The sequence below is a fragment of the Pseudomonas sp. C32 genome, from assembly GCF_030417915.1.
In the GTDB taxonomy this organism is placed as follows: Bacteria; Pseudomonadota; Gammaproteobacteria; order Pseudomonadales; family Pseudomonadaceae; genus Aquipseudomonas.
The window spans coordinates 59,368-72,577 of sequence record NZ_JAUHUK010000001.1; the positions used below are offsets into that span (position 1 = coordinate 59,368).

General features: G+C 57.1%; 12 protein-coding genes and 2 tRNA genes. All 14 read left to right on the forward strand.

Annotated features, from left to right (window positions below; all coding sequences use genetic code 11):
• The first annotated feature begins 96 nt into the window (after window positions 1–96).
• The 14 genes from rlmE to rpsO all read left to right on the forward strand — a co-directional run bounded on the left by rlmE (window position 97) and on the right by rpsO (window position 13,130).
• Entirely contained in the window at window positions 97–726 is a 630-nt protein-coding gene (gene rlmE / locus QYH43_RS00250; RefSeq protein WP_095058371.1) for a 23S rRNA (uridine(2552)-2'-O)-methyltransferase RlmE, read from the forward strand.
• A gap of 202 nt (window positions 727–928) precedes the next feature.
• Entirely contained in the window at window positions 929–2,839 is a 1,911-nt protein-coding gene (gene ftsH, locus QYH43_RS00255; protein WP_095058372.1) for an ATP-dependent zinc metalloprotease FtsH, read from the forward strand.
• Window positions 2,840–2,847: 8 nt separating this feature from the next.
• Entirely contained in the window at window positions 2,848–3,699 is an 852-nt protein-coding gene (gene folP, locus QYH43_RS00260) for a dihydropteroate synthase (RefSeq protein ID WP_095058373.1), read from the forward strand.
• 16 nt (window positions 3,700–3,715) lie between these two features.
• A complete protein-coding gene (gene glmM / locus QYH43_RS00265; protein ID WP_095058374.1) occupies window positions 3,716–5,053 on the forward strand; it encodes a phosphoglucosamine mutase in 1,338 nt (445 codons plus the stop codon).
• Between the two features lie 66 nt (window positions 5,054–5,119).
• Complete coding sequence (gene tpiA / locus QYH43_RS00270; RefSeq protein WP_095058375.1) at window positions 5,120–5,875, forward strand: triose-phosphate isomerase; 756 nt, start codon at window positions 5,120–5,122, stop codon at window positions 5,873–5,875.
• Between the two features lie 4 nt (window positions 5,876–5,879).
• Complete coding sequence (gene secG, locus QYH43_RS00275; protein ID WP_017336473.1) at window positions 5,880–6,263, forward strand: preprotein translocase subunit SecG; 384 nt, start codon at window positions 5,880–5,882, stop codon at window positions 6,261–6,263.
• A 22-nt stretch (window positions 6,264–6,285) separates the two neighbouring features.
• Window positions 6,286–6,371 (forward strand) — tRNA-Leu (locus tag QYH43_RS00280).
• A gap of 97 nt (window positions 6,372–6,468) precedes the next feature.
• A tRNA-Met gene (locus QYH43_RS00285) sits at window positions 6,469–6,545 on the forward strand.
• Window positions 6,546–6,683: 138 nt separating this feature from the next.
• Window positions 6,684–7,142, forward strand: a complete 459-nt coding sequence (rimP, locus tag QYH43_RS00290) for a ribosome maturation factor RimP (RefSeq protein ID WP_038843818.1) — start codon at window positions 6,684–6,686, stop codon at window positions 7,140–7,142.
• A 59-nt stretch (window positions 7,143–7,201) separates the two neighbouring features.
• Entirely contained in the window at window positions 7,202–8,683 is a 1,482-nt protein-coding gene (nusA, locus tag QYH43_RS00295) for a transcription termination factor NusA (RefSeq protein ID WP_093226792.1), read from the forward strand.
• A 27-nt stretch (window positions 8,684–8,710) separates the two neighbouring features.
• Window positions 8,711–11,236 (forward strand): translation initiation factor IF-2, encoded by a 2,526-nt coding sequence (infB, locus tag QYH43_RS00300; RefSeq protein ID WP_095152081.1) that lies wholly within the window; start codon window positions 8,711–8,713, stop codon window positions 11,234–11,236.
• 159 nt (window positions 11,237–11,395) lie between these two features.
• Window positions 11,396–11,797 carry a 30S ribosome-binding factor RbfA gene (gene rbfA, locus QYH43_RS00305; RefSeq protein WP_053154395.1) on the forward strand — a complete coding sequence of 134 codons (402 nt, stop codon included), beginning with the start codon at window positions 11,396–11,398 and terminating at the stop codon, window positions 11,795–11,797.
• Window positions 11,798–11,800: 3 nt separating this feature from the next.
• Window positions 11,801–12,718 (forward strand): tRNA pseudouridine(55) synthase TruB, encoded by a 918-nt coding sequence (truB, locus tag QYH43_RS00310; protein WP_095058377.1) that lies wholly within the window; start codon window positions 11,801–11,803, stop codon window positions 12,716–12,718.
• Window positions 12,719–12,860: 142 nt separating this feature from the next.
• On the forward strand, window positions 12,861–13,130 hold the full coding sequence (gene rpsO, locus QYH43_RS00315) for a 30S ribosomal protein S15 (protein ID WP_003177875.1): 270 nt from the start codon (window positions 12,861–12,863) through the stop codon (window positions 13,128–13,130).
• Window positions 13,131–13,210 lie beyond the last annotated feature (80 nt).

Consider the following 13,210-nt stretch of genomic DNA (forward strand, 5'->3'; position numbering starts at 1 on the left):
GACCCTTTCGTCTGGATTCTGTAAAATGGCGGCCATTTTACCCGAGGGCTCGTGGATCCGCCCAATTAATCACGACCCTTATTATCGAGGTGCCCAATGGCGCGTTCCAAGACAAGCCTTGGTTGGCTGAAAAGACATGTCAATGATCCTTATGTGAAGCAGGCGCAGAAGGATGGCTACCGCTCGCGTGCGAGTTACAAACTCCTGGAGGTCCAGGAGAAATACAAGCTGATCCGTCCAGGTATGAGCGTTGTCGACCTGGGTGCGGCCCCCGGTGGCTGGTCGCAGGTCACTAGCCGGCTGATTGGTGGCCAGGGGCGTTTGATCGCCTCGGACATACTGGAAATGGACAGCATTCCGGACGTCACTTTCATCCAGGGTGACTTCACTCAGGATGAAGTGCTCGCCCAGATCCTTGAGGCCGTGGGTAATTCGCAGGTGGACCTTGTGATTTCCGATATGGCCCCCAATATGAGTGGTACGCCTGCAGTAGACATGCCAAAAGCCATGTTTCTTTGCGAGCTGGCGCTTGATTTGGCGGAGCGGATACTCAAGCCGGGTGGCAATTTCGTGATCAAGGTTTTTCAGGGCGAAGGGTTCGATGCTTACGTGAAAGGCACTCGTCAGAAATTCGACAAGGTCCAGATGATCAAGCCAGACTCTTCCCGTGGCAGTTCCCGCGAGCAATACATGCTGGCTTGGGGTTACCGCGGTCGTAGCGAGTAAAACGAGGTTTTTCGACCGGGGCGATAGGATTTTCGTATTTCGCCTTGTAAGAATTAGCGAATATTGTGTAGGAAGTGTTTCACAAAGGGTTACAGACGGCGCCTGCCAAGTTGTAGGTAATGTAGTAAGTTAGGCCGGTGAATATCATGCGAAGCGCGCGCCATCAGCGGCGCTTGCTTCAGAGGGTAGTTAATTGAACGATATGGCAAAGAATCTGATCCTGTGGTTGATCATCGCGGCTGTCCTGGTGACAGTGATGAACAACTTCTCCAGCCCTAATGAGCCGCAGACCCTCAACTATTCCGACTTCATCCAGCAGGTCAAGGATGGCAAGGTCGAGCGCGTAGCGGTTGACGGCTACGTGATTACCGGCAAGCGCAGCGATGGCGACAGCTTCAAGACCATTCGTCCGGCGATCCAGGACAATGGCCTGATCGGCGACCTGGTGGATAACCATGTCGTGGTCGAAGGCAAGCAGCCTGAACAGCAAAGCATCTGGACCCAGCTCCTGGTCGCAAGCTTCCCGATCCTGGTGATCATCGCCGTGTTCATGTTCTTCATGCGCCAGATGCAGGGTGGCGCTGGTGGCAAGGGCGGGCCGATGAGTTTCGGCAAAAGCAAGGCACGCCTGCTCTCCGAAGATCAGGTGAAAACTACCCTGGCTGACGTTGCCGGTTGCGACGAAGCCAAGGAAGAAGTAGGTGAACTGGTCGAGTTCCTGCGTGATCCGGGCAAGTTCCAGCGTCTGGGCGGCCGGATTCCTCGTGGCGTACTGATGGTCGGTCCTCCGGGTACCGGTAAAACCTTGCTTGCCAAGGCCATCGCCGGCGAAGCCAAAGTGCCGTTCTTCACCATTTCCGGTTCCGACTTCGTCGAAATGTTCGTCGGTGTTGGTGCCAGCCGCGTTCGCGACATGTTCGAACAGGCCAAGAAACACGCGCCATGCATCATCTTCATCGATGAAATCGACGCTGTTGGTCGCCACCGTGGTGCCGGTATGGGCGGCGGTCACGACGAACGGGAGCAGACACTCAACCAGTTGCTGGTAGAGATGGACGGCTTCGAAATGAATGACGGCATCATCGTGATCGCAGCGACCAACCGTCCTGACGTACTCGACCCTGCATTGCTGCGTCCGGGCCGTTTCGACCGTCAGGTCGTGGTCGGTTTGCCGGATATCCGTGGTCGTGAGCAGATTCTCAAAGTCCACATGCGCAAAGTGCCAATGGGTGACGACGTCGCTCCGGCAGTGATCGCTCGTGGTACGCCTGGTTTCTCCGGTGCCGATCTGGCCAATCTGGTGAACGAGGCGTCGTTGTTCGCTGCCCGTGCCGGCAAGCGCATCGTCGAGATGAAAGAGTTCGAACTGGCCAAAGACAAGATCATGATGGGCGCTGAGCGCAAGTCCATGGTCATGTCCGAGAAAGAAAAGCAGAACACCGCTTATCACGAGGCAGGCCATGCCATTGTCGGTCGCGTCGTGCCAGAGCATGATCCGGTTTACAAGGTGTCGATCATTCCGCGCGGTCGCGCGCTGGGTGTGACCATGTTCCTGCCGGAAGAAGATCGTTACAGCCTGTCCAAGCGTGCACTGATCAGCCAGATCTGCTCGTTGTACGGGGGGCGTATCGCTGAAGAAATGACCTTGGGCGTCGATGGTGTTACCACCGGTGCTTCCAACGACATCATGCGCGCCAGCCAGATTGCGCGGAACATGGTGACCAAGTGGGGTCTATCGGAAAAACTCGGTCCGCTGATGTACGCCGAAGAAGAGGGCGAGGTGTTCCTCGGTCGTGGCGGTGGTGGTCAGGGCGCGAGCTTCTCCGGTGAGACCGCCAAGTTGATCGACTCCGAAGTGCGCAGCATCATCGATCAGTGTTACGGCACTGCCAAGCAGATCCTCACGGACAACCGTGACAAGCTTGATGCCATGGCCGATGCCCTGATGAAGTATGAAACGATCGATGCTGAGCAGATCAACGACATCATGGCAGGTCGACCACCTCGCGAACCTCGCGACTGGTCGGGTGGCACTGGCACTTCCGGAACCCCTCCGGTCGTGCAAGACGAGCGTCCGGAAACACCTATTGGCGGTCCGGCTGCTGACGTTTAAGGTTTGAAATGACTTCTGTTCAGTCCTCGACCCGGTTGCCTTGCGGCAACCGGGTTCTTGATTTGGCCCAGACGCATGTCATGGGCATTCTCAATGTCACTCCCGATTCCTTCTCCGACGGTGGGCGGTACAGCCAGCTCGACGCGGCGCTGCGTCACGCTGAAGCCATGGTTTTAGCTGGGGCAACGCTGATCGACGTCGGGGGCGAGTCCACGCGTCCAGGTGCGAAGACGGTATCGCTACTTGAGGAGCTTGAGCGCGTAGCGCCTATCGTTGAGCGCATCAGTCGCGAATTGGATGTGATCATCTCGGTCGACACGTCCACGCCTTCGGTCATGCGCGAAACGGCACGCTTGGGTGCCGGTTTGATCAATGATGTGCGTTCGTTGCGTCGTGATGGCGCGCTGGATGCCGCGGCAGCCACCGGACTGCCGGTTTGCCTGATGCATATGCTCGGTGAGCCTGGCGATATGCAGGACAATCCGCATTATCAGGACGTTACGAAAGACGTGGGTGCGTTTCTCGCCGAGCGCATGGTGCAGTGCTCTTTGGTGGGTATTCCTCCAGAGCGGATCATCCTCGATCCTGGCTTTGGCTTCGCCAAGACGTTGCAGCACAATCTAAGCTTGTTCAAGCATATGGAGGCCTTGCATGCCTTGGGGCGGCCCCTGTTGGTCGGGGTTTCGCGAAAGAGCATGATTGGGCAGGCGTTGGGTCGTCCGGTAGGAGAGCGACTGTTTGGTAGTCTGGCGCTCGCGGCGCTGGCTACAACAAAGGGGGCGTGTATATTGCGCGTCCATGATGTCGCCGAAACAGTGGATGTGGTGCGGATGATTGCCGCAGTGGAATCAGCCGAATAAGAATGATGGAGTCCTTATGAGCAAAAAATACTTTGGCACCGATGGTATTCGTGGCCGTGTCGGCGAGTATCCGATTACTCCTGACTTCATGCTTAAGCTCGGCTGGGCTGCCGGCATGGCATTCCGGAAAATGGGTGCCTGCAAGGTCTTGGTAGGTAAGGACACGCGGATCTCCGGTTACATGTTTGAATCCGCGCTTGAGGCCGGTCTTACGTCGGCTGGCGCTGATGTGTTGCTGCTGGGTCCGATGCCGACGCCGGCGATTGCATACCTCACACGTACTTTTCATGCCGAAGCCGGCATCGTGATCAGTGCGTCGCACAACCCGCATGATGACAATGGCATCAAATTTTTCTCCGGCAAGGGCACAAAGCTGCCGGATGAAATCGAGCATATGATCGAAGAACTACTCGACACTCCAATGACCGTTGTGGAGTCGAGCAAGATCGGCAAGGTTTCGCGAATCAACGACGCGTCCGGTCGATACATTGAGTTCTGCAAGAGCAGCGTGCCAACCGGTACCAGTTTTACCGGCCTTAAAATCGTGATCGATTGTGCGCACGGTGCAACCTACAAAGTGGCGCCGAGTGTTTTTCGTGAGCTGGGGGCCGAAGTTGTCGTCCTGTCCGCGCAACCAAATGGTCTGAATATCAACGAAAACTGCGGATCGACCCATATGGGTCAATTGCAGGCTGCTGTCGTGGCTGAGCAGGCTGATCTGGGTATTGCGTTCGATGGTGACGGCGATCGAGTGCAGATGGTTGATCACACAGGTGCTGTAGTGGATGGCGATGAGTTGCTGTTTATCATTGCCCGTGATCTTCATGAGCGCGACAAGCTGCAAGGTGGCGTGGTTGGAACGCTGATGAGTAATCTGGGGCTGGAGCTGGCCCTGGCGGATCTGGGTGTTCCATTCGTGCGCGCGAATGTCGGTGACCGGTATGTGATTGCCGAGCTGCTTGAGCGTAACTGGATTTTGGGTGGCGAAAACTCGGGGCATGTCGTGTGCTTCAGTCATACAACCACCGGTGACGCGATCATTGCAGCGTTGCAGGTATTGATGGCGTTGAAGACTCGCGAAGAAGGTCTGGCGCAATCCCGCCAGACACTGCGCAAGTGTCCCCAAGTGCTGATCAATGTGCGTTTCGATGGCGGTGCAAACCCCCTTGAGCATTCATTGGTCAAAGAGGCCAGTGAGCGAGTGACGAAATCCATGGCGGGGCGTGGGCGAGTACTGTTGCGCAAGTCCGGGACCGAACCGCTGGTGCGTGTCATGGTCGAAGGCGAAGACGAAACACAGGTTCGTGGCTATGCCGAAGAGCTGGCGAAACTGGTTGCTGAAGTTTCTGCCTGAATTCGGCTTGCCAGTCTTGATTGTGTTGGGTAACATCTGCGCCCACTTTGACCGACGAGGTACAGCATGCGTCGCCCTATGGTAGCTGGTAACTGGAAGATGCACGGTACCCGCGCCAGCGTCGCTGAGCTGATCAATGGCCTTCGTCAATTGGCCTTGCCGAGCGATGTTGATGTAGCGGTATTCCCGCCTTGCCTGCATATCAATCAAGTGATTGATGGTTTGGAAGGAAAGTCGATTTCGGTCGGCGCGCAGAATGCTGCGGTGGAAGCCATGCAAGGTGCGTTGACCGGTGAGATTGCGCCGAGTCAGTTAGTGGATGCAGGTTGTTCCCTGGTGCTTGTTGGGCACTCCGAGCGCCGCCAGATTATGGGCGAGCAGGACGGAATGCTGATTCGCAAGTTCGCAGCGGCACAGGCAAGTGGCTTGATTCCGGTGCTGTGCATAGGGGAGACCCTGGAGCAGCGTGAAGCCGGAAAAACTCTAGAGGTTGTCTCGCGTCAGCTTGGCAGCATCATCGAGGAGCTGGGTGTCGGTGTGTTTGCAAAGGCAGTAATCGCTTACGAGCCGGTCTGGGCCATTGGCACCGGGCTGACTGCTTCGCCGCAACAGGCGCAGGATGTGCACGCAGCCATCCGCGCTCAGTTGGCGGCAGAGAATTCTGAAGTCGCACAAGGTGTGCGGCTTCTATACGGCGGCAGCGTGAAGGCGGCCAATGCGGTCGAACTGTTCGGCATGCCGGATATCGATGGGGGTCTCATTGGTGGGGCTTCCCTGAATGCAGATGAGTTCGGTGCGATCTGTCGCGCCGCGGGAAACTGAAAAAATGCTGGAAACAGTCGTAGTCGTTTTTCATCTGCTGGGTGCATTGGGCGTAGTTGCTCTGGTTTTGCTGCAGCAGGGTAAAGGTGCGGATGCTGGCGCGTCTTTCGGAGCAGGTGCTTCAAATACTGTGTTCGGAAGCCAAGGTTCCTCTACCTTTCTTAGTAAGTTTACTGCTATACTTGCCGCAGGTTTTTTCATAACCAGCTTAGGGTTAGGTTACTTTGCTAAAGAGAAAGCTCACCAGCTGACTCAAGTAGGTCTCCCAAATCCAGCAGTGTTGGAAGTTCCAAAGCAACAACCGGCTTCTGATGATGTCCCGGTGCTTCAAGAGCAAAAGTCGGCTACTCCAGCGACTGACGTACCTCCAGCTCAAGAGCAGAAGTAAGAAGGGTTTCAAACGTAGTTTTGCCGAGGTGGTGGAATTGGTAGACACGCAACCTTGAGGTGGTTGTGCCCATAGGGTGTAGGGGTTCGAGTCCCCTTCTCGGTACCAATTAGTCAGGAGAGCCCGCTGTTGCGGGCTTTCTTGCAGGTGGAAGGTTACATTGACCCTGTAGGGGATCGGTCGTATACTTCCGCCCCAGCTTTGTCGCGGGGTGGAGCAGTCTGGTAGCTCGTCGGGCTCATAACCCGAAGGTCGTCGGTTCAAATCCGGCCCCCGCAACCAGTTTAAGGAGCCCCTTTTAAGGGGCTTTTTGTTAGCTGGACACTTTCAACGCCGCTGTTCGACGGCGTTTCAAGGATGGGCGTTTCGCCCATTTTTTTATTTTGCATAGCATGCACATACATGCACTAGGGGGTTCAGGTGTCGAGCAAGCTAGAAGAGTTGCAGGCCTTGCTGGCCCCGGTGGTCGTGGCCCTAGGCTATGAATGCTGGGGTATCGAGTTTTCGGCTCAGGGTCGTCACTCGATGTTGCGCGTTTATATCGATAAAGAGGGCGGTGTGCTGGTGGACGATTGCGCCATTGTCAGCCGTCAGATCAGCGGTGTACTGGATGTTGAAGATCCAATCTCCGTTGAGTACACCCTTGAAGTTTCCTCGCCTGGCATGGAACGCCCTCTGTTCACTATTGAGCAGTTTGCAAAATTTGCCGGTGAACAAGTGAAGATCAAGCTGCGCTCGCCTTTTGAAGGACGACGCAACTTTCAGGGCCTTCTGCGCGGCGTAGAAGAGCAGGATGTCGTGGTGCAGGTGGAAGACCATGAGTTCCTGTTGCCGATCGATATGATCGACAAGGCCAACATTATTCCCAGTTTTGACTGAGGCGTGCCAGATACTGCGGATCCCGCGGATCCAATGGCTTGCGAAAGGCGAGGCGTACGATGAGCAAAGAAGTACTGCTGGTTGTTGAGTCGGTATCCAATGAAAAGGGTGTACCGGCAAACGTGATTTTTGAAGCGCTGGAGCTGGCTCTGGCCACCGCTACCAAAAAGCGTTTTGAGGACGAAGTCGATCTGCGTGTGGAAATCAATCGCCACACCGGTGCTTATGAGACTTTCCGTCGCTGGACAGTCGTCGAAGAAGACGACCTGGACGATCCAGCTATCGAAACCTGGCCGAGCAAGGTTGCTGAAACGCATCCTGGCGCCAAGGTGGGTGATGTCGTCGAAGAGAAAATCGAGTCCATCGAATTCGGTCGCATCGCTGCACAGACTGCCAAGCAAGTCATCGTGCAGAAGGTTCGCGAAGCCGAGCGCGCCCAGGTTGTTGACGCTTATCGCGAGCGCCTGGGTGAGATCATCTCTGGCACCGTGAAGAAAGTGACCCGCGACAACGTGATCGTCGATCTGGGCAACAACGCCGAAGCGTTGCTGGCCCGTGAAGACATCATTTCTCGTGAAACCTTCCGGGTTGGCGTGCGTCTGCGTGCGCTGCTCAAGGAAATCCGCACCGAGAACCGCGGCCCGCAGCTGATCCTGTCGCGTACCGCGCCGGAAATGCTGATCGAGCTGTTCCGTATCGAAGTGCCGGAAATTGCTGAAGGCCTGATCGAAGTAATGGCTGCCTCCCGTGATCCGGGTTCGCGCGCCAAGATCGCCGTCCGCTCCAAGGACAAACGCATCGACCCGCAGGGCGCTTGTATTGGTATGCGCGGTTCGCGCGTCCAGGCAGTGTCGGGCGAGTTGGGCGGTGAGCGTGTGGACATCGTCCTGTGGGACGACAACCCGGCTCAGTTCGTGATCAACGCCATGTCCCCGGCGGAGGTTGCGGCAATTATCGTTGACGAAGATGCCCATGCAATGGACATCGCCGTTGGCGCAGACAATCTGGCTCAGGCCATCGGTCGCGGTGGTCAGAACGTGCGTCTGGCTAGCCAGTTGACTGGCTGGACCCTGAACGTGATGACCGAATCGGACATCCAGGCTAAGCAGCAAGCAGAAACCGGCGACATCCTGCGCAACTTCATCGACGAGCTGGAAGTCGACGAAGAACTGGCTCAGGTTCTGGTTGATGAAGGCTTCACCAGCCTGGAAGAGATTGCCTACGTACCGTTGGAAGAAATGCTCAACATCGACGGCTTTGACGAAGATATCGTCAACGAGCTTCGCGCTCGTGCCAAGGATCGTTTGTTGACCAAAGCCATCGCTACTGAGGAAAAGCTGGCAGACGCCCATCCGGCCGAAGACCTGCTCTCGCTTGAGGGTATGGACAAGGATTTGGCGATGGAACTGGCGGTGCGCGGCGTAATTACCCGCGAAGACCTGGCCGAGCAGTCTATTGACGACCTGCTCGACATCGACGGCATTGACGATGATCGTGCCGGCAAGTTGATCATGGCCGCCCGAGCCCACTGGTTCGAGTAATTAGGCGCGGCCTGAGGAGAGAAGTGCATGACGCAAGTCACGGTGAAACAACTGGCCGATGAGGTCAAAACACCGGTAGAGCGCCTGTTGCAGCAGATGCGTGAGGCAGGTCTGCCGCACACCGCCGCCGAAGAAAATGTGACTGACAGTGAGAAGCAATCGTTGCTGACTCACTTGAAAAGCAGCCACAAGGCGAAAGTGGAAGAACCACGCAAGATTACGCTGCAGCGTAAAACCACCAGCACCCTGCGTGTTGCTGGCAGCAAAAGCATCAGCGTTGAAGTGCGCAAGAAGAAAGTCTTCGTGCAGCGCAGCCCGGAAGAAATCGAAGCCGAGCGCAAGCGTGAAATGGACGAACGTCGCGCAGTAGAAAATGCTGCACGTCAGAAGGCTGAAGAAGAAGCCAAGCGTCGCGCCGAAGAAGAAGCGCGTCGCCAGCCTGCTGGTGCGTCAAACGCTCAAGCCGAACCTGTTGCAGCGCCTGCTGCGGTGGCCGAGCCAGTGCGTGACAGCGCGCCGGTTGCGGCAGCCGCTCCGGCACCTGCGGCCGATGCCCGCAAGCGTGACGAACAGCGTCGCCCGGACAAGCCACGTGCCGACGATAACAGTCGTCGCGGTAGCGGCGATGGCGAGCGCAAAAACGCTCCGCATCGTGCTTCGGTCAAGGAAAAGGCTCCGGCTCCACGCGTTGCCCCACGTACTACCGACGAAGAAAGCGATAGCTTCCGTCGTGGTGGTCGCGGCAAGGCCAAGCTGAAGAAACGCAACGCCCACGGTTTCCAGAGCCCAACCGGCCCTGTTGTGCGCGAAGTGAAGATCGGCGAGACCATCACTGTTGGCGATCTCGCTCAGCAGATGTCGGTCAAGGCTGCTGAAATCATCAAGTTCATGTTCAAACTGGGTACTCCAGCGACCATCAACCAGGTACTGGATCAGGAAACTGCCCAACTGGTTGCGGAAGAGCTGGGCCACAAAGTGACCCTGGTCAGCGACACCGCCCTGGAAGATTCCCTGGCCGAGTCCCTGAAGTTTGAAGGCGAGGCCGTTTCCCGTGCGCCAGTCGTGACCGTAATGGGCCACGTTGACCACGGTAAGACTTCCCTGCTCGACTACATCCGTCGTGCCAAGGTTGCTGCTGGCGAAGCCGGTGGTATCACCCAGCACATCGGCGCTTACCACGTTGAAACCGACCGTGGCATGGTGACGTTCCTCGACACCCCGGGTCACGCCGCGTTTACCGCAATGCGTGCCCGTGGTGCCAAGGCGACCGACATCGTGATCCTGGTGGTTGCAGCGGACGACGGCGTGATGCCGCAGACCATTGAAGCTGTCCAGCACGCAGTAGCGGCCGGTGTTCCACTGGTTGTTGCAGTGAACAAGATCGACAAGCCTGGTGCTGACCTCGATCGCATCCGTAGCGAACTGTCGGTTCACGGCGTGACGTCGGAAGAGTGGGGTGGTGACACGCCGTTCGTACCGGTTTCGGCGAAGATGGGTACTGGCGTCGACGAGCTGCTCGAAGCTGTATTGCTGCAAGCCGAAGTCCTGGAACTGACCGCAACGCCATCGGCTCCTGGCCGTGGTGTCGTGGTTGAGTCCCGTCTGGACAAGGGCCGTGGCCCGGTGGCTACCGTGCTGGTTCAAGACGGTACCCTGCGCCAAGGCGACATGGTCCTGGTCGGTTCGAACTATGGTCGTGTACGTGCCATGCTCGACGAGAACGGCAAGCCAATCAAGGAAGCCGGTCCGGCCATCCCTGTCGAGATCCTCGGCCTGGACGGTACCCCGGACGCTGGCGACGAGATGAGCGTGGTTGCCGACGAGAAGAAAGCCCGTGAAGTGGCTCTGTTCCGTCAAGGCAAGTTCCGCGAAGTCAAGCTGGCCCGTGCTCACGCAGGCAAGCTGGAAAACATCTTCGAAAACATGGGTCAGGAGGAGAAGAAGACGCTCAACATCGTCCTCAAATCCGATGTCCGTGGTTCGTTGGAAGCGTTGAACGGTGCCTTGAACGGCCTGGGTAACGACGAAGTGCAAGTGCGTGTAGTGGGTGGCGGTGTCGGTGGTATCACCGAGTCCGACGCCAACCTGGCACTGGCCTCCAACGCTGTACTGTTCGGCTTCAACGTGCGTGCCGATGCCGGCGCGCGCAAGATCGTCGAGCAGGAAGGTCTGGATATGCGTTACTACAACGTGATCTACGACATCATCGAAGACGTCAAGAAAGCCCTGACCGGTATGCTCGGCAGCGATGTTCGCGAGAACATCCTGGGTATCGCCGAAGTGCGTGACGTGTTCCGTTCGCCGAAGTTTGGTGCGATCGCCGGTTGCATGGTTATCGAAGGTGTTGTGCACCGTAACCGTCCAATCCGTGTACTGCGTGAAGACATCGTTATCTTCGAAGGCGAGCTGGAATCCCTGCGCCGCTTCAAGGATGACGCTTCCGAAGTACGTGCCGGCATGGAATGCGGTATCGGCGTGAAGAGCTACAACGACGTTAAAGTCGGTGACAAGATCGAAGTCTTCGAGAAGGTGCAGGTTGCTCGCAGCCTCTAACTCGCGCACTTCAAGAGCCGTGATGGGCATGCGCATGCAAATGCGCAGTTCGTCACCCGGACTCTAAACGCAACGCCCGGTCTGGCTTCTGTCAGGCCGGGCGTTTGCCGCTTTCAGACCACACGGGTTTCACCGTGGGGCAGTAACAGGTAACAAGACATGGCAAAAGAATATAGCCGTACCCAACGTATCGGCGATCAGATGCAGCGCGAGCTGGCACAACTGATCCGTCGTGAAGTCAAAGACCCGCGCGTCGGCCTGGTCACCATTACCGCTGTGGAAGTCAGCCGTGACGTTGGTCACGCCAAGATTTTCATCACTGTGATGGGCCAGGACAGCGCTGAAGAAATTGCACAAAGCATCAAGGTGCTCAACTCCGCCGCCGGTTTCCTGCGCATGCAGTTGGCCCGTGAGATGAAGCTGCGCAGCGTTCCACAGTTGCACTTCCACTACGACGAAAGCGTCGTGCGTGGTGCGCATCTGTCGGCGTTGATCGAGCGCGCAGTGGCTGAAGACAACCAGAACCTGGTTGCCGCAGAACCCGAAGACACCAAGGAGTAATCGGTGGCTCAGGTCAAACGTATCCGTCGTAACGTCAGCGGCATCATCCTGCTCGACAAGCCGCTGGGGTTTACCTCCAACGCGGCTTTGCAGAAGGTTCGCTGGCTGCTCAATGCCGAGAAAGCAGGCCACACCGGCAGTCTCGATCCCTTGGCCACCGGCGTGCTGCCGTTGTGCTTCGGTGAGGCCACCAAGTTCTCGCAGTACCTGCTTGATTCCGACAAGGGTTACGAAACCCTGGCGCAACTGGGCAAGACCACGACCACGGCGGATGCCGAGGGCGAAGTTTTGCAGGAGCGCCCGGTGACCGTTGGTCGCACCGATGTCGAGGCTGTATTGCCGAAATTTCGTGGGCAAATCAGTCAGATACCGCCGATGTACTCGGCACTCAAGCGTGATGGCCAGCCGCTGTACAAGCTGGCTCGTGCAGGCGAAGTAGTGGAGCGCGAACCGCGTTCTGTTACTATTACGCGCTTGGAATTGCTGGCCTTCGAAGGTGATACTGCGCGGCTGGCGGTGGATTGCACTAAAGGCACCTATATCCGCACCCTGGTGGAGGATATCGGTGAGCAACTCGGTTGTGGCGCTTACGTTGCAGAACTGCGACGTACCCAGGCCGGGCCATTCACCCTGGCGCAGACGGTGACTCTCGAAGAGCTGGAAGCGGTACATGCCGAAGGCGGCAATGAAGCGGTCGATCGCTTCCTGATGCCATCGGACAGCGGCCTGCTGGATTGGCCACTGCTGCAGTTCTCGGAAGCGAGCGCGTTCTACTGGCTCAACGGCCAGCCGGTACGTGCCCCGGATGCTCCGAAGTTCGGCATGGTACGGGTACAGGATCACAATGGTCGCTTCATCGGTATCGGTGAAGTGAGCGAAGACGGGCGCATCGCGCCGCGTCGACTGATTCGGTCAGAATGACCGGAACCAGCCTGTGTAACAGCGGGCTGGCGAGGGTGGCTGTTAACAGGCACGGTCACTACTCATTTTTAGATACAGGGATTTGTCCCTGGCCTGTTGAAACTGTTTTTCTGAAACAGTTTCCTGATAAAAGGATTGCCTCATGGCTCTCGACGTTCAAGAAAAAGCTCAAATCGTAGCTGACTACCAGCAAGCTGTTGGTGACACTGGTTCGCCAGAAGTGCAAGTTGCACTGCTGACCCACAACATCAACAAGCTGCAAGGTCACTTCAAGGCCAACGGTAAAGATCACCACTCCCGTCGTGGTCTGATCCGCATGGTTAACCAGCGTCGTAAGCTGCTGGACTACCTGAAAGGCAAGGATCTGGGTCGCTATCAGACTCTGATCGGTCGCCTGGGTCTGCGTCGCTAATAAGCGATTGCGCTAGAGGTTGGTTGTCTGTCGTGCACCAGTGGGTTTCCCGCTGGCGCATGGCAGGCTCCCAGCCTCAA

Coding starts and splice junctions, on each gene's coding strand:
- folP (WP_095058373.1), top strand. CDS start 2,848: ATGACTTCTGTTCAGTCCTCGACCCGGTTGCCTTGCGGCAACCGGGTT.
- secG (WP_017336473.1), top strand. CDS start 5,880: ATGCTGGAAACAGTCGTAGTCGTTTTTCATCTGCTGGGTGCATTGGGC.
- rbfA (WP_053154395.1), top strand. CDS start 11,396: ATGGCAAAAGAATATAGCCGTACCCAACGTATCGGCGATCAGATGCAG.
- tpiA (WP_095058375.1), top strand. CDS start 5,120: ATGCGTCGCCCTATGGTAGCTGGTAACTGGAAGATGCACGGTACCCGC.
- rlmE (WP_095058371.1), top strand. CDS start 97: ATGGCGCGTTCCAAGACAAGCCTTGGTTGGCTGAAAAGACATGTCAAT.
- infB (WP_095152081.1), top strand. CDS start 8,711: ATGACGCAAGTCACGGTGAAACAACTGGCCGATGAGGTCAAAACACCG.
- glmM (WP_095058374.1), top strand. CDS start 3,716: ATGAGCAAAAAATACTTTGGCACCGATGGTATTCGTGGCCGTGTCGGC.
- ftsH (WP_095058372.1), top strand. CDS start 929: ATGGCAAAGAATCTGATCCTGTGGTTGATCATCGCGGCTGTCCTGGTG.
- nusA (WP_093226792.1), top strand. CDS start 7,202: ATGAGCAAAGAAGTACTGCTGGTTGTTGAGTCGGTATCCAATGAAAAG.
- rpsO (WP_003177875.1), top strand. CDS start 12,861: ATGGCTCTCGACGTTCAAGAAAAAGCTCAAATCGTAGCTGACTACCAG.